The organism is Variovorax sp. dw_308 (assembly GCF_019207085.1).
Taxonomy (GTDB): domain Bacteria; phylum Pseudomonadota; class Gammaproteobacteria; order Burkholderiales; family Burkholderiaceae_C; genus Variovorax.
In genome coordinates this window covers 1-16,660 of sequence record NZ_JAATOM010000033.1, presented here as the reverse complement: position 1 = coordinate 16,660, position 16,660 = coordinate 1, and the positions used below count along the sequence as shown (strand labels likewise).

12 protein-coding genes are annotated in these 16,660 nt (G+C 58.3%); 3 read left to right on the top strand and 9 right to left on the bottom strand.

The window, feature by feature from the left end:
• Nucleotides 1-135 precede the first annotated feature (135 nt).
• Both HCU76_RS33135 and HCU76_RS33130 read left to right on the top strand, forming a co-directional pair.
• Entirely contained in the window at nt 136-792 is a 657-nt protein-coding gene (locus HCU76_RS33135) for an antitoxin Xre/MbcA/ParS toxin-binding domain-containing protein (protein WP_218511654.1), read from the top strand.
• The gene (locus HCU76_RS33130; protein WP_218511653.1) at nt 789-1,304 is read left to right on the top strand and encodes an RES family NAD+ phosphorylase; all 516 of its coding nucleotides are present in this window, start codon (nt 789-791) and stop codon (nt 1,302-1,304) included. Before HCU76_RS33135 ends, HCU76_RS33130 begins: the two co-directional genes overlap by 4 nt.
• A gap of 447 nt (nt 1,305-1,751) precedes the next feature.
• Here the strand turns inward: HCU76_RS33130 and HCU76_RS33125 are convergent, their stop codons facing one another.
• The 9 genes from HCU76_RS33125 to HCU76_RS33085 all read right to left on the bottom strand — a co-directional run bounded on the left by HCU76_RS33125 (nt 1,752) and on the right by HCU76_RS33085 (nt 11,847).
• Nucleotides 1,752-2,456, bottom strand: a complete 705-nt coding sequence (locus tag HCU76_RS33125) for an SOS response-associated peptidase (RefSeq protein ID WP_218511652.1) — start codon at nt 2,454-2,456, stop codon at nt 1,752-1,754.
• Nucleotides 2,457-3,060: 604 nt separating this feature from the next.
• Entirely contained in the window at nt 3,061-6,192 is a 3,132-nt protein-coding gene (locus tag HCU76_RS33120; RefSeq protein ID WP_218511651.1) for a type I restriction endonuclease subunit R, read from the bottom strand.
• Between the two features lie 24 nt (nt 6,193-6,216).
• On the bottom strand, nt 6,217-6,360 hold the full coding sequence (locus tag HCU76_RS33115) for a hypothetical protein (RefSeq protein WP_218511650.1): 144 nt from the start codon (nt 6,358-6,360) through the stop codon (nt 6,217-6,219).
• Complete coding sequence (locus HCU76_RS37390; RefSeq protein WP_218511649.1) at nt 6,360-6,548, bottom strand: hypothetical protein; 189 nt, start codon at nt 6,546-6,548, stop codon at nt 6,360-6,362. The genes HCU76_RS33115 and HCU76_RS37390 overlap by 1 nt, the downstream gene beginning before the upstream one ends.
• Nucleotides 6,512-6,736, bottom strand: a complete 225-nt coding sequence (locus HCU76_RS33105; RefSeq protein ID WP_218511648.1) for a hypothetical protein — start codon at nt 6,734-6,736, stop codon at nt 6,512-6,514. The genes HCU76_RS37390 and HCU76_RS33105 overlap by 37 nt, the downstream gene beginning before the upstream one ends.
• Nucleotides 6,737-6,740: 4 nt before the next feature.
• The gene (locus HCU76_RS33100; protein ID WP_218511647.1) at nt 6,741-7,946 is read right to left on the bottom strand and encodes an AAA family ATPase; all 1,206 of its coding nucleotides are present in this window, start codon (nt 7,944-7,946) and stop codon (nt 6,741-6,743) included.
• Nucleotide 7,947: 1 nt separating this feature from the next.
• Nucleotides 7,948-9,177 carry a restriction endonuclease subunit S gene (locus HCU76_RS33095; protein ID WP_218511646.1) on the bottom strand — a complete coding sequence of 410 codons (1,230 nt, stop codon included), beginning with the start codon at nt 9,175-9,177 and terminating at the stop codon, nt 7,948-7,950.
• A complete protein-coding gene (locus tag HCU76_RS33090) occupies nt 9,174-10,730 on the bottom strand; it encodes a type I restriction-modification system subunit M (protein ID WP_218511645.1) in 1,557 nt (518 codons plus the stop codon). Before HCU76_RS33090 ends, HCU76_RS33095 begins: the two co-directional genes overlap by 4 nt.
• 493 nt (nt 10,731-11,223) lie before the next feature.
• The gene (locus HCU76_RS33085; protein WP_218511644.1) at nt 11,224-11,847 is read right to left on the bottom strand and encodes a tyrosine-type recombinase/integrase; all 624 of its coding nucleotides are present in this window, start codon (nt 11,845-11,847) and stop codon (nt 11,224-11,226) included.
• Between the two features lie 657 nt (nt 11,848-12,504).
• On the opposite strand from HCU76_RS33085, the gene HCU76_RS33080 reads away from it, so the two are divergent.
• Nucleotides 12,505-16,506: an AAA family ATPase gene (locus tag HCU76_RS33080; protein ID WP_218511643.1), complete on the top strand. Its 4,002-nt coding sequence runs from the start codon at nt 12,505-12,507 to the stop codon at nt 16,504-16,506.
• The last annotated feature ends 154 nt before the right edge of the window (nt 16,507-16,660 follow it).

The following is a 16,660-nucleotide window of genomic DNA, read 5'->3' as shown; positions in this document are numbered from 1 at the left end:
CGTGCTCACACTACCGGCCACAAGCGGTCGAGGGCAATGGGCGGCTTTGGCCCTTGGCGCCCGGAAGGCTCATGGACAAGTTGATGCAATTGCGCTAAACTGATGTTGCAAATGAACGCAACATCGGAGCTCCTCATGTCCTCGACCGCCGCTTCCCCGCTGCACAACCTCTGGTCGATTGTCCTGTCCAAGGTCGGCGGCGCCCACATCGAGCTCGGCGACAACATCATCACCACGAACAACGAGGTGGGCCCGGCGCCGCGGGCGGGTGGCAAGGCTGCCGCCAAGGGTGACGCGAAGGGTGACCTGAATTACGTCAAGGGCGTCGGTAGGGCGTTCAAGATCGACTCCAAGCTTGGTCGGCACGCGCGCGTGCACCGCAAGTCTGCTGTCGAGCTCCTCACGATCCCTGACCACCTGTCGGCCAAGCAAGCCTACGTCATCGTCAAGTTGGGCATCCCTAGCCGCAGCCTGGAGCCGCTGAGCGACCACTTGGGCATCGGCAAGGGCGCGGCCGCGGGTGTCCTGGGAATGGACCGCGCCACGGCCAACCGCAAGGTGGCCAAGGACGACGTGCTTCCGACCTACGCGGCCGAGAGCATGCTGCGCCTGCTCGAACTCGACGCGATGGCACGCGACACCTTCGAGACTGATGAAGAAGCGGCTGCGTGGCTGCGCCAGCCACACCCGATGCTCGACGGAGAGACGCCGCTGGACTGCGCCAAGTCCGGCTTTGGCGCCGAACGCGTCAAGGACATCCTCAACGCCGTCAAGTACGGTGGCGTCGTTTGACCACGGTCTACCGCATCGGCTACTGCGACACGCCGGCACCAGCGCTCAACGTCCTGCTCATGAGTCTGGGCTATGGCTCGACGCAGGGCAACGGCCGCTGGCACACCAAGGGGCCCAACCAGGTCGTTTACTGCGGCTCGAGCCGGGCCCTGTGCCAGCTCGAAAAGCGCGTGCACGCCAACGGCGCCAACCCCAAGAACCAGGCGCTCATGCGGTTGGAGATTCCCGCGGCCGCCTCCCTGATTGAGGTCGAGACGCTGGGCCTGCCTGCGGACTGGCGCGACGACGAGACGGCCACCCAGACCATCGGCAACACCTGGGTTGCCTCGGGCGCGAGCCTGGGGCTATGGGTGCCGTCCTTCATCGAGCCCGGCGAACGGAACCTGCTGCTCAACCCCGCGCACCCGGCGTACGCCACCGTCACCCTCCACATCGAGCGCCACCCGTTCAAGTTCGACCCGCGGCTGTTCATCGCGCCGGCGCCCGCAGCGCTTGGCGGCATTTCGCCCTGAAGCGCCAACTTCCAGACCCCAAGAGAGTTCTTTGGCTGTCTTGCTGAGGCAAGCGTCGAAAGGGCTTTGAACGTCCGCTTCGCGGCGCCGAGATCAGCCGACTCGAAGACCGCAAAGGGTCGAGAGCGGCGTCGAGCGGCTGCTCTCTGGCATCCACATTGAATGACTGGTGATGGCCGGCAGCGTGAGCACGAGGCCACGCCAGGGAACTGACTTTCGAGTGTGTGGGCGCTTCCGACCCAAGGTCAGCTTCCCGGCATGGCTGCATACTGGCGGTCCCGGCCACAATCGGACCTACGGCCTGACCTGGGTGGTTGCGAACCCACGTAACGGGAAGCGCTCTTCGCCATCAACGAAGCCGAGCGCCGCGTGCTGGCCACGTCATGGAAAGGTGCACCGCAGAGCATCGAGCATGGCATCGAGACGGCACCGGTCACGCTGTGCTGATCAAGTGGCCGAGCGCTTCTTCTCGATGGGGTTGGCGGTGAGCCCCTCGGCCGGATACGCCCGCATGAATTCGCGCGCCTTCTCCGGCTGGGCCGCGTTCAGCCAAGCGCCATACGAACCTTCGTTCAAAATCGCCAACATGCGCTTTTCGCTGCCCGGTTGCCCGTAACGGTGCATCAACGCGTGGCTGTTGGCGTTCACCGTGAGCAGGCAGAAGCTGACGATCACCCCGCCCTGCGCACCGGTCCAGGACTCCCACAGACCGGCCACGCCCATGGGTTTGCCGTCCAGCCGCGCGACACGCGTGGACACGGCTTTGCCGCTGCGCAAGTCGTCTTCGTGAAACGCCATCATCGGCACGATGCAGCGCTGCGCACCCAGCCAGGCGCCGCGAAAGTTGTTGGAGGTGGTCGCGGTCTCCGAGCGTGCGTTGATCAGCTTGGTCGAACGCAGTTTTGCGTCAGAAGCGGATTTCACCCAGAGCGGGACCAAGCCGAACTGGCCCACGACGAGCTCGCGTTCGATCGCGCCTGGGTACGGGTGTTCGGCGCCTTCGACCGAAGGCGGTGCCGGTTGGTTGCGGATGAAAATGCCTGGGCGGCAAGGCCAAACCTGGCGACCCACCGCGGTGTCGCTGGGCGCGTCGACGTCAAAAATATCCCGGTACAGGTGGTCGGGACGCAGGCATTCGTATTGGGAGCTCATGGCGGAGGATGGTAGACCGCGCGCTTCGGCTTTTTTTCGGTGTGCGCGGGTGATGAGGCCCCGCTGCCTATCCAAGACCCACACAAGCGGCTGACAGCCGCCACATCATCCCGCAAGAGAGGCCTAAGCACTGGTTCCAGCGGACGGTTTCGCCGCCCGCTGAGATTCAACGTTGAACGACCGTCGGGCCCGGGCGGCTTCGGCTCCGTCAGGAGCCGTTCAATGATGATGGTGCGTTCCTCCCCATACAAGGAATCGCGCATGGCCTTATACCGAGGTTCGCGTAGAACTGCTCGGCGGTCACAGAAGAGGGAACGGCCAAGACATCGATGCCTGCCCTTGTGGTCATTTGCATTTTTCGAAGTTGCTTTCAGCGGCTTTGGGCGCAAACTGAGATCTGAACAAGCCGGGAGACTGCTTCCGAGCAGGGCTGCGGAAGCACAGTCCCGGCCATGAGCGGGTATTCGGGTAGCCCCCGCGAACTGGCGTTCAAGACTGATATCAGCCAGTCAGCGCAGACCTATTAGGTGACCGATGTCGGCGATAGCAGACGTTGGCGGGATGTCGCGGTTGCCGTCGCCACAGCTACTCACGGTGCTCGGGATCAGATCTGTCCACCCACACCCTTGAACTTCTCCACGAAGAGGGCGATCTTCTGAAACACGCTCTGCTTCTTGGTCAAGAACTGGGGATTCAGTGGACTCATCTTGGGCAAAACTGCATTGAGCTCAGTACCGCTATCACTGGCGAACTCCCGCTTCAGCGAAGTGGTGATATAGCGTCTTGCTGCATCCGTATTCAAATTTTCGGACCAGATCAACTCCTGCGCCTCACGCTGTTGTTCAGCTTGGGCAAAGGTGAAGAAGGCGTCAATTACGCTGGCCTTGTCACCGATCTGGTCCAAGTCGGTCTGGTTGATGAAGTCGACCAACAAGCTCTCTTTGGCGCGGTTGCCCAAGCTGGCGCGAATCACTCGGCGCACATCCTCAACCAATGCTGCTTTGTCCTTGACCTTCTTGCTATTCTCAAAAATCAATTCAAGGATGTAGTCCAGGTTGATTTCCTGTGACTTGAGTAGGTCAACCTCAAATACCACATCGTCCCAGTCGATGGTGGACCTTTCCGTTTCGGCAGATGACTTCTCTCGGCGCAGCCAGTCGCGAACATCGTTGTAGGTTGATCGATAGTCCTGAATCTTGCGCTCAGAGGGAATGTGGATCGCTTTCAGTGCATCCAATGTGGCGTCGTCCAGGTAATGACGGGCCTTGAACGCCTCAACCGCCGCCGGGTCGGTCAGATCGACGCCCTGCAGGACCTTCAGGCTCGCGAACTCGTCGTAATTCTGCAGCACGTTCTCTACACGCAGGTACTCACCAAACAGCTTCGCGAAGGCCTTCTTGTCGGCTTCTTTTTCAATACCGGCCGGGTCAGGAAAGCGCTGCTCCAACTCTCGCACCACGTCCACAAAGCCTCGTCGGGCTTCGCCGGTCACCAGGTCGGTGAAGCCGTCCATGTATTCCTTGTAGCTCTTCTCCAGCACCACGTTCTTGGTGTTCTTGTCGCCAAACAAGGTGATGGCGTCGACGGTCGCCTGCTCCAAGTCGCGGAAGGTGACGATGTTGCCGAAGGTTTTGGTAGCGTCGAAGATCCGATTCGTGCGCGAGTAGGCCTGCAACAAGCCGTGGTAGCGTAGGTTTTTATCCACGAACAGGGTATTAAGCGTGGGGGCGTCAAAGCCAGTCAGGAACATGCCCACCACGATCAGCAAATCCACCTGCTCGTCAGCGGGCAGTCTCTTGCCGCTGTCGTCTGCGCCCTTGACGCGTTTAGCCAGATCACGGTAGTAGTTCTGAAAGCCGTTGCTGTCCACGCTGAAGTTGGCCTTGTACAGCGCGTTGTAGTCGGCGATGGCGGCGCTCAGCGATTCCTTGGCGCTGCTGTCCATGGCCGACACCTCAAAACCCTCGTCCTGGATGTCACCCATGGCGTCCTGCTCTTCGTTGGCGGCAAACGAGAAGATGGTCGCCACCTTCAGCGGCTTGGCGCTGCTCTTCTGCAGATCCCTGAATGCTTCGTAGTACAGCTTGGCGGCATCCACGCTGCTGACCGCGAACATGGCATTGAATCCCTTATTGCCAGCTTGCAGGCGATGGGTCTTCTGCCGGAAGTTGTTCAGGATGTACTGCGTGACTTCGCGGATGCGGTCGGGGTGCAACAGCGCCTGCTTGTTTTCGGCGGCGCTGAGCTTCTGCTCGTCTTGCTCGATTTCGATGGCCTTGAACTGTGGCCGCACATCGTTGTAATCCACCTTGAACTTCAGCACCTTCTCGTCGCGGATCGCATCGATGATCACGTATGAGTGGAGCTCCCGGCCGAACACACTGGCGGTGGTGTCCGCCCCTCGGGCGTTTTGCGGAAAGATCGGCGTGCCAGTGAAGCCGAATTGGTAGAACCTCTTGAACCTCTTCTTCAAGTTCTTCTGAGCTTCACCAAACTGGCTGCGGTGGCACTCGTCAAATATGAAAACCACCTGCCTGCCGTAGATGGGCAGGGTGTCTTCGTTCTTCATCAGGTTGTTCAGCTTCTGGATGGTGGTGACGACGATCTTGTTGTCGTCCTTGTCCAGGTTGCGCTTCAGGCCCGCCGTGCTGTCAGAGCCGTTCACGCTGTCCGGTGAAAAGCGCTGGTACTCCTTCATGGTCTGGTAGTCCAGATCCTTGCGGTCCACGACAAAGATCACCTTGTCGACGAAATCCACCTCGGTGGCCAGGCGGGCCGCTTTGAAGCTGGTCAGCGTCTTGCCGGAGCCCGTGGTGTGCCAGATGTACCCGCCACCCTCCAGCGCGCTCCAGTTCTTGGACTGCCAGGCGCTATTGATCTTCCACAAGATGCGTTCAGTGGCGGCGATCTGGTACGGACGCATCACCAGCAGCGTGTTGCTGGTGTCGAACACCGAATAGCGCAGCAAAACTTTCAGCAGCGTGTCTTTCTGGAAGAACGTGGCGGTGAAGTCCTTCAAGTCTTTGATCAGGCTGTTGTCCGCCTGCGCCCAGTTCATGGTGAAGTCGAAGCTGTTCTTGTTGCGCTGCGTGGTGTTGGCGAAGTAACGGCTGTCGGTGCCATTGGAGATCACGAACAGCTGCAGGTACTTGAACAAAGACTGTGCACTGTTGAGGCTCTCCTTGCTGTAGCGGCGCACTTGGTTGAACGCCTCGCGAATGGCCACGCCACGCTTCTTCAATTCCACCTGCACCAGCGGCAAGCCATTGACCAGTATGCTCACGTCGTAGCGGTTGGCGTGCGTGCCGGCCTGCTCGAATTGTTTGATGACCTGCACCTTGTTGCGCGCGATGTTCTTCTTATCCAGCAGGTAGAGGTTCTGGATACGCCCATCGTCGAACACGAAGTCATGGACATAGTCGTCGTGCACCTTGCGGGTTTTCTCGGTGATGCCGTCGCTGGGCTTGTCCAGCCAGGTTTCCACGAAGCGCTGCCACTCGGCATCTGAAAACTGCGCGTTGTTAAGGATTTGCAGCTGCGCACGTACATTGGCCAACAGGGCGTCGGGCGTGTTCAGGCCCAGCGGTGCCTCATAGCCCTGCTTGACTAAATCCTGAATGAACTCACGCTCCAGATCGCCTTCGCTCTGGTAGCCCTCAGTGATCTGCCATTGTTTGGTGTACTTGTCCAGAACAATGAAGTTTCTGGATTCGGCAATGGTTTTGTAGTCAGTCATTCGGCTTGTCTTCTTCGTAGCGCATCAGCGCAGCTCCGATTTGGGCACCGGCAATGTCTGGGCGAAGTTGCCCACCGCGTGGCCCCCACGCTTATGAAAGCGCTGCTCGATCTGCCACTCCAGCACCGTGCGGCTCCAACCGTGCTCGATGCGGGCCTGCGCGTACATCACACCAGCTCCACCGACTTCACCTTACCCAGCAGGGTGCGCAGGGTGCACCCTGGGCATTTGTCCACGGGTTGTGGGACAACTTCAAACTGGGGGCTGAAAAAGGCAAAGAACTTCCGCATGGCGAACAGGCTGGACCGAGAAACCCCCTTCATGCGCGGGTGGCTGGCCTGCAGGTCGTGCGCCATCTGCTCAACCACCGCCGAACCCCAGGCGCGCTCGCGTTGCCATGCTTCCAGTAGCGGCTAATGTCCCAGTACAGGCCCAGCAGCTTGGCGGTCACGGCCAGCACCGCGCGGGCCTGCGAGGTTCGAATGCGCAGCTTGATGGCGGCGATGGCCTGCCAGTAGTCGGTGTGCCGGGTGATGTCCCTCATGGCGTCAGGCTCCCTGCTGCTGCCAGAAGGCGTGGCGCTCGACGATGCGCCTAAGCAACCGCACCAAAATCTGCTTCTCTTCAGGCTTCAGCGGCGCTACTTCCTCGGCAGCGTGCTTTGAATGACTTGATAAGTTCACTATCCGTTTTGCAAGCGGATCGGGCAGACCGTCGGTTGTTTCTGGCAGAAGAAGCTCCCACCTTTTATAGCCGAGAAATGTTGCCGTCTTTTCTAGGATGTTTCGCAATAGGTTGAAATGATACTTTTCAATCTGCCCGCTCTTTATCGCCTCCTCGAGCTGCGATATCAAGTGCAGGTGATAGGCAAATGGCGAATCGTTTGGCTGCTGTACTAGATCAACGCTGCCATCGTTAAATTTCTCCAAGCGTGACTTGCCAAACCATTTTGACTTCCAGCTGTAGCGCTCAGTTTTTTCATCGCTACCGAATTCATTGCAAAGGACATTAAAGAAAAGTGGGTTGTGCGTCGTGATGATGAACTTGATATTCGATTCGTTCGATTTGACTAGCTGCGCCAAGTCGACGGCCAAATGGATCAAGTGGTTGTCATCCAGGGAACTGACAGGATCGTCTACGATCACATACTCCAGCTTGTCAAATGGTGTTTGCTCAGGGTAGTCAGGCTGAGCCTCACTTAGTGTGAGAATCGCCTGCTCAAGCAGTGTGTAGAAAATACTCCAGATGAAGTTGCTCTCTTCGCCCTTGGAGATTTTCAGATTTGGAATACGCTCATCATTGCCGCCCTCCAGGGAGAAAGTCACCTCCGAAAACGCTTTAACCGTGACGTCATTGCCCTCTCGGTCCTTGAATATGTATTCTTCGTTGAATCGTGGCGTAAGTTTGTCGTTTGTGTAAAGCTGGAAGTTCGTAACGATGTTCTGGTCTTGGCCTTGCTCTTCGAGCACCCATCGAGTGAAGGAATTGGGCTGGATAATCAACCTGTGCTCAGTGTCCTGCTTCAAGTCGTTATCCCAATAGAAGAGATCTTCCGTGAACGCGCTGTAATAGAGAACCTTCTTCTCTGCCAACTCAGATGCCTGAGCTTCCCCGCCCTCCGCCTTGGGTGAAATCAACTCCTTGAACTCTCGTGACAGGCGCGTCTTGCCGGAGCCGTTGAAGGCATAGATCAGCTGCACCTTTTTGCCAGCATCTTTTAGCTGCTGGGCGATGTCGGTCAGCGTGGCACTCATCTCAGGCCGCCACCTGGTGCTGCTTTGGGAAATTCAATAGCAAATCTCGGTAGTGCTCGTATTGCTTCTGTCGAAGCTCGATTTCTCTAGGCAGATCTTCGGTAATGGACTGGGTCAGAGCGTCGAACTTGTCCAGGATAGTAACGACGCGCTCCTGCTCTGCAAGCGACTTCCCGACATCGTTCGGATAGGGGATCGGTATTCTGACCTTCGCAAGGCCATCGACCAGCAGGCGATTGACCTTTCCGCGAGACACATGCTTTGCCTTCTCATCGATGAACGCAGCAGTTTGCATTGCGTAGGATATGTATCTCGGATTCATCGAGTGACGGAAGGCATAGCTGTCATCATGAAAAGCCACTTCGCCATCGCCGATCCACGCAACTGCCTTTCCAACATCTTCAACCGTTTCACCAACGCCGGTTATCACGACATCATTAGGTTTCGCGTAGCGCAATGAGCTTTCCATGTCAGACCGCACCTTGGACACGGCATGATCTGTCCAAACACGGTATCGCGTGTAAATCTCGCCATAATGAATCGCGCTGATTCCGTCGTCCACAAAGTCAGCCTTCGTGAAGCGCCTGCCGCGAATGAATTTCCCGATCTCACCCAGCGCCTTCCATTCAACCTCTTCATCTTCAAAACGCAACAGCTGATCTCGATAGTGGCTGTACTGCTTCTTGCGGGCGGTAAGCTCAGCTGTAAGCTCGGCAATAAGTTCGGCAGTAAGCTCGGTAAAAGTGTCCAGTAAACGAACGATTTCGACCTGGATCTCAAGCGATTTTTTAGGTTTGTCTGGGCAGGGGATCGGGACGGGAAATCCTTCAATCATCGGCTTTCTAATTGAGATAGCAGTAGCGCCGACACTCCTCGTCAAAATGAATTTTTTAAAGCTAGAACGCATGAAGTAGTACAAGAATTTCGTACTCACGACATCTGACGTGATGCGAACCCTGTAAGCCCTCTGATGCAGGGCATACTTCCCTTCTGCATAGTGAAATATCTCGCCAATCCCGCCTTCGCCAGGAATGATTATTGCCACCTCATCGAATTCAAAAGTGTCTGACCTCAGAATACTTTTCGATCGAACATAGAACGGGTAGATTCCACTTTCACCCTGATCTTGACGATTCGAGGTCCCGGTGCCGATGTCTGCAACAGACCCCAGCGGCTTCCACTCGACCGCAACGCCATCCAGCAGCTTTTCCAAGAAGCCCAAGCTGCTCATGCCTCCAACTCCTCGCCTTCAATCTCGGCGACGATGGCATCAATGTCTTTGCGCAACTGGTCAATCCTGCCCACAGTTGTTTTCAGCTCGACATTGAGTTGGGTAATGTCAACCGCCTCGCGGTTGTCCTTGGCTTCGACGTAACTGCTCACCGACAGGTTGTATTGGTGGGCCGCGACCTTCTCGAACGACACGGACCGTGCGAAGTGCTCCACATCCGCCTTGCTGTCGAATACCGCCATGATCTGGTCAATGTCTGTGTCTTGCAGCAGGTTGTTATTGGTCTCCTTCTTAAACAGTCCGCTGGCATCGATGAACTGAGTGGTGGTGTCAGTTTTGTGCTTGGACAGCACCAGAATGTTCACGGCGATGGTGGTGCCGTAGAACAGGTTGGACGCCAGCGAGATCACCGATTCCACATAGTTGTTATCCACTAGGTATTGGCGGATCTTCTGCTCGGCGCCGCTGCGGTAGAAGATGCCGGGGAAGCAGACGATGGCCGCGCGGCCTCGTGCAGAGAGGTAGCTGAGCGCGTGCAGCACAAAGGCAAAGTCGGCTTTGGACTTGGGCGGGAGCACGCCGGCCGGGGCGAAGCGGTCGTCGTTGATCAGCGTGGGGTCGTCCGAGCCTTTCCACTTCACCGAGTACGGCGGGTTGGAGACGATGGCGTCGAAAGGCTTCTCGTCGCCGAAATGGGGTTCGATGAGGGTGTCGCCGAGCTGGATGTTGAACTTGTCGTAGTTGACGTTGTGGAGAAACATGTTCATCCGCGCCAGGTTGTACGTGGTGTGGTTAAGTTCCTGCCCGAAAAAGCCTTCTTCGATGATGTGTTGGTCGAAGTGCTTCTTGGCTTGCAGCAGCAGCGAACCGGAGCCGCAGGCCGGGTCGTAGATCTTGTTGATGCTGGTCTGCTTGTACATGGCCAGCTGGGCGATCAGCTTGGAGACTTGCTGCGGCGTGAAGAACTCGCCGCCCGATTTGCCCGCGTTGGCAGCGTAGTTGGAGATGAGAAATTCGTAGGCGTCGCCGAACAGGTCAATGTGGCTGTCGTCAAAGGTGCCGAAGTCCAGATCGGCCACGCCCTTAAGCACTGCGGCGAGGCGGGCGTTCTTGTCTTTGACCGTGTTGCCTAGGCGGTTGCTGGTGGTGTCGAAGTCGGCAAACAGGCCGCGGATGTCGCGCTCTGATGGGTAGCCCAGGGCGGAGCCTTCAATAGCCGAGAAGATGGCGGCCAGATCCGTGTTCAGGCTCTCGTTGTCTTTGGCGCGGGCGGCCACGTTGGCAAACAGCTGGCTGGGGTAGATGAAGTAGCCTTTGGTCTTGACGGCGTCATCTTTGATCTCCGGCGTGATGACCCCGTCGGACAGGAAGGCGTAGTCAACGCTCTCGTCCCCGCCTTCAATGTAGGCCGCGAAGTTTTCACTGATGAAGCGGTAGAACAGGGCGCCAAGCACGTATTGCTTGAAGTCCCAGCCGTCGACGGCCCCACGGACATCATTGGCGATCTGCCAGATGCGTCGCTGAAGTTCGGCGCGTTGTTGGGTGCTGGTCATGTCCTTGCTGCTTTGAAGTTCCGTATTGTGGGTTGGAGTGACGGGTGTTGAGCACCATCCGGAATGGCTCCGGATCTTTCAGACAGCCTCAAGGTCCTGTCTCCGTGTGTCAGTTTACTGGGCTCTACGCGCTAGATCGGTAGGGCACGATTGAAGGTCAGAACGGCCGCCGTGGCGGCTCGGCGGCCAAGCGCCCAGGACTTGCTCCTGAGTAGGTCGTTCCAGGCCAATTGCCGAACGATCGGAGTGTGGGGCCCACCGTCACTCAGCCCAGAGCGCCGAGTGACTCAGTTCGGTCTTGCAGCGGACCTCCAGCGCAACCCTCGGAAGGTCGGCAACCGCTGCGGACCAGCCGGACGACGGTTGATGCTGACCGACTGCGTTGGGTCGAGAGCGGCGTCGAACGGGTGCTTTCTGGCATCCACATCGAATGGCTGGTGATGGCCGGGACTGTGCTTCCGCAGCCCTGCTCGGAAGCAGTCTCCCGGCTTGTTCAGATCTCAGTTTGCTCGGAGATCTCCAATGCGTCGTCGACCTCGATGCCGAGGTAGCGCACCGTTGATTCAAGTTTGACGTGGCCAAGCAGCAACTGAACCGCTCGCAGGTTTTTGGTACGCCGATAGATCAAAGTTGCCTTCGTTCGCCTCATCGAGTGCGTGCCGTAGTCCGAGCGATCAAGGCCGAGTTCCTCGACCCATCCCTCCAGGATTCGAGCGTATTGCCGAGTCCCCAAGTGCGGCGAGTCGTGGACACGGCTCGGGAACAGAAAACTATCTGACTTCAATCCTGCTTGCTTGATCCACTTTTGCAGGGCGTCGCGAGTTACCTGCGTCAACTCGAACTGCACTGGACGCTGTGTCTTGCGTTGCATCACGACGGCGCGAGCGGCAACCTGGTCGCCATGGCAAATGTCCCGGACTTTGAGGCTGACGAGGTCGCAGCCGCGCAGCTTGCTGTCAATCCCCAGGTTGAAGAGCGCAAGCTCGCGCACCCGGTTTTCCATTTGAAGGCGAACTCGAAGTGCCCAGATGTCCTTGACCTTGAACGGTGCCTTCTGCCCGACGATCTTGCCCTTGTTCCATGGCTCGTGGTGAGCAGCGTTGGAGACGGTTTCCATGATGGACTCCCATCAAGTTGAGGGAGTCCAACGATGCACCACGCGCCATCCAAGCGTTTGATGCTGGTCAGATGAAAGACCCTGCCAACGGGTTGCATGCTCGTGCCGGGGGGGCAGCTTTCTGGAGTTGAGGCCTAGCCCCGGTCTCGGCCAGGAGCGGAAGATGACGTGCGTCGGCTTTTCGGCCGCCTCGGTGCGTAGTCTGAAATCGTGAGCGCCGTCCGATAACCGTCGGTAATCAGGTGCAAAGCGGAGGTCGCCGTCAGAGGCAGCGCGGACTGCGGTCCGGCTCGGCCTTCGGCGGCTGTTCACAGTCTTTTCATCGCGGTCAGGCGTGCAGTGGCGGTCACCAAAGGAAAGCTGTTTCAGCAGCGGCAGCGTCCGGAGCTCAAAACAGAAGCTATGGATGATGGCCGTCAGCGCCGTGTATTCAAGCCGGCCGCCTGCTAACGCTATACCTGTTTGAAACGAAGAGTAGCTCCGCTTGGAATAGTCCTTCGCGGCTGCTATCTGGCCGCGAAACCAGCGTCGACGTCAAGTCCGGCATGTCGCTTGATAGACTGGCATCGAGAAAAGCATGTTGTGTGGGCACCGGATCGATCCGAATGCCCACGCTTTCCAAAGAAGCTGCGTGATTGGCCACTCGAGGGAGATTTGATGTTCACCAAAGACGAAGCGCTTGGGCTGGTCAAGGCTGCCTTCCTTCAAGCGCAGCGCAAGGGAGGCCCAGGCGCCAGCTCGATGACGATGGCGGTACTGAAAAACCGGCTTCTGCAGATCACGGACCGTCGTTTCGACACAACCGACTTTGGAGCGGCCGACATCCGCGCGTTTGTCGCGCTTCTCGCGCCGAACTTTGAATTGGTGAAGCAAGACGGCAAAGATTGCGTCTGCCCAGCAACGTCTGGCTTTGACAACGACGCTCCGAAGGCTGTGCTCGCGAGGCACATTCCCGCAAAGGCGTTGGCCGAGAGCGTACAGGAAGCGACTGCGAAACCCAGGGAAGACGTGCCACGACGCGGACGGATCCGTGAGGATTTGTGGGCCGCGCTCATGGACTACACCAGCGGGCATGTCTATGTATGGGACTCCCGCGACGGGCTGGCGCGACCCAAGCGACCTGGCGAGCGCGACCTTCCTATCGTGCCAACGCTCACCCCGGTCGAGCTTGCCGAGTGGCGCCGCACCTTCCTCGAGGAACAACGCGATCACCTGCACGGCAGCGAGTTGGCGAGTGCTCAGCGTTGGCAAGAGCAGGGTTTAGCGACGGCCTACCTGCCTTGGTCGATGCAGCAAGTATGGAATCGCGAGTTGGCTGCGCGAGTAAGGCAAAGGTCTGCGGCCTTTTTCGCCGGAGTGACCGAGACGTCGCTCGGCAGCGCAGTCACTACGTCCGTCCCGACCGAGACGGAGACAGCCAAAGATGCCCTTGCCGACTCCTTAACTGCCGCCAGGAACCGTGGCGACGGGTTTACTGTTGGCGAACTGCTCGCCCAGCAACTCCCAGGCGCGGCGGGCGACCAGGTCTCGTCCCTCTTGGCGCGCGTCGTCAGCGCTTGGGCTTCGCCGCGGGGACTGCACCTTGAGCCGGACTCTCTCGCGTCGCTCCAGGAGAGCGCCGATTCGTTTTCCGGAGCCAGTTTGGCCGTCGCGTTTGTAAACGCCATTCATCGGATCGATGCTACGGACCCAGAATTGTCGGAGGAAGCGCGTGACTTTGCGTTCAAGCTGAAGGATGAGATCGCGACCGCGTATGTCGTTCAACGCAATTCACCCGTCGAAATGTGCAGGTCTGCGCTCGTTCGTCTGGAAGAACATTGGGCTGCGACTGCCGCCTCTGTTACACGGTTCCTACGGACAACGCCAGCAACCGTAAAAATTGCCTCTATCGATCTGCTCAAGGTCGCGCACCGCCTCCAGCCGATGTTGATTCCAGCAGAGAAGGAGTTCTTGAGCGACCTGGATGTTCTGCTCGGTCCCGCATTCCGCAAGATTTGCGAGGCCCATGAGCGGAACGAAGACACGGACGTGATCCGAAGAGCCCCAGAGCTTCTCGAAAATATCAAGATCCAGAGTCCGACTTCGGGCGACCCTCGTCTCGGCAGCCAAGCTTGGCAATCTTTCGTGAAGCCCGTCCTCGATCATCTAACCTCAATCATCGAGGACGCGTCTTCCCGTGGTGAAACTGCACTGGCGCCCATCCTAGCTCTTAGGAATCCCAGCACCAAGGCGGATCTCCGGGCTATCGGCGCCGAGGTTTCCCTTTCATTCACGCTGCGAAATATCGGTAAGGGCCATGCGCGCGACGTATCGCTGCAGCGGGAGACGACCCAAGAGCAGATGTTCGATCTCGCCATTGTGGAACCAACAGGACCATTTGACGTACCCGCCAACGGTGAGAAGTTGGTCCGTATTCGTTTGGTACTCTCAAAGCCACAGACTGAGATCGAAATACCGATCCAGTGGACATGCGTCACTGGCGCGGAAAAACTGTCCGTTCAGGCGGACCGCCTGCTGATATTCCAACAAGTCATTGAACCCAACTGGGAGTCGATGCTTGCGGAGCCGCCCTATTCCCTCAACCCGATCAAGAAGCCAGAGCGGCTCCATGGCCGGGATTCGTTGCTTCGTAAGCTGAATCTAGCTGCGATGGCAGGCACATCCACGTTCGTATGGGGACAGAAGCGTATCGGCAAGACGTCACTGCTCCAGGTCTTGGCGGCCAAACTTGCAGAGCGCGAAGACACTACCTGTATTCTTCTCAGAATGGGTGAACTCGCGTCATTGCATGAGGGTCAGCTTGCGCATCGAATCGCGCGACGACTTATGCAGAAGGCCTCGAGTTCTATCCAAGTGCCCGCGGAATCCGAGTTCGGTGCCGGCATTAGCCTGTTGGTGCCGTTCGTGGAGCAACTTTCGGCAACGCACCCCAAGCAGAAGTTCGTGGTCATCATTGACGAATTCGACGATCTGGACGCCGCGTTTTACACGGGTGAGCGAGGCCGTCAATTCATAAAGGGTCTGCGATCCGCTTCGGAGGCGGGGTTGACGTTCTTCTTCATTGGCAGCGAGCGAATGGACGCGATCTTCAGCCGACATCAAGCTGACCTCAACAAATGGACAAACGTCCGCCTTGACCGCATCGACAGTGCGGCGGACTGCCGAAACCTGATTGAAGCGCCCGTCGGGGGCGCGATCGAGTTCGATCCTGAAGCGATCGAGTTCATCACAGGCTACACCTCTGGGAACCCGTTCTTCATCAACAACTTCTGCTACCAGATCTTCGATCGCTGCCTCCAGGAGCATAGGACCTTCGTGGACGCGAATGACACCTCTGCGATCCGGCAGCAACTGCTGCGCTCGCTTGGCGCAACCAACTTCTCTCACTTCTGGGAGGACAATCCGGTGCTTGACGCAGCAGAGAAGCGCCGGGACGCTGCGGAAAACTGCATCGCACTCTCTTGCATCTCAGCTCTCGGCGGTCGCTACGAAGGGATCGACGAACTCCTTGAGGCTCAAGAGAGCCTTCCGATCGACGCCCAGGATCGCGCGCAGGGATCGGTGTTGCGGCGCGCGTGCGCACGCTTGCTTCAGCGCGGCGTTCTCGAGCAGCGAAAGGACGGTGAAGGGCTCGTCGTGGCCTTGCAGATCTTTCGAGAGTGGCTTGGGGAGAACGCTCGAGCTCAGCTTCTTCCCATCTGGTGCAGTCTTCTCGAGGCTCAGCGTGCGGCCCGAACCGGTGAAGACGAACTGCCAGCGCCTGTGGATACCGCTGACACCGCGTTTCCGATCAGTGAGGACGACATGCTCATTGTGGCGCAGCGCCTAATCTACTGCGGTAGGCAGAAAGATGTCGCTGAAATCAAGAGTTGGCTCCGGCAATTCGATGACGACAGCCGGATCGAGGTCGCTTTCCTCCTTCTTCAAAGGATGGCTGACAAGGGCTTCATTAACGAAGGCATGCGCGGCGTTCAATTGGAGAAGGTCGAGCAAATGATCCTGGCAAGACGCAACGGTGTCGGCCGCGGCATCTGGAAAATCGTGAAGGGCCGCCGCGACAACTTGGCCATCGGGTACCTTGATGCCGAGCATAAGAGTGGCGCGACGATGGCACGAGAATTGAAAAGCCGAGTTCTTCCGGGCAAGTGCGTCCCAGCAGCGGAACTAGGTCAGTGGATGCGAACGCATCTCGAGGCTGACGCGATGGTGGCCATCGTCGACGACTTCGCGGGTACCGGTGAGTCGATGCTCAAGGGGCTGAGAAAGTTCAAGGCGGCGGTTGGTGCCGAGGCTTGGGGGAAGTATGTAGACGAGCGTCGGATCGCCGTCTTCATTATGTTTGCTTTCCCTGAGGCGCTCGGAGCCATACGCGGCGAGTTTCCGGAGATCGACATTCACTCAGCCACGGTGTTCGGAGACGAACTTCGCGCCTGCAATGATCAGGCCGGCATCTTCCCGACCGACGACGAGCGCGTGTTCGCCCAAGACGTGGTACAGCAAATCGGTCGCGAGTTGGTGCCGAGCACTCCTTTAGGGCACGGCGCGATGGGTGTGCTCGTGATCTTCCACAATACAGCGCCTAACAACACGCTGCCAATTTTCTGGAGCGGTGGATCAGTACAGGAGCGCCCCTGGAAGCCGCTGTTTCCCCGACCTTGATCGAGCGGCTACTCGCGCGAGCTGTGGGCTGGGCCGTGGGCTGTGAGGTAGCGGTACCCGGCGGCAGCATGAGCCCGCGCCGACCGTCAGGTCTTAGACTGGCCGATTCGAAACTCGACTGACTCCTATGGGCCCCGACCTCCCTTTGGAGGGC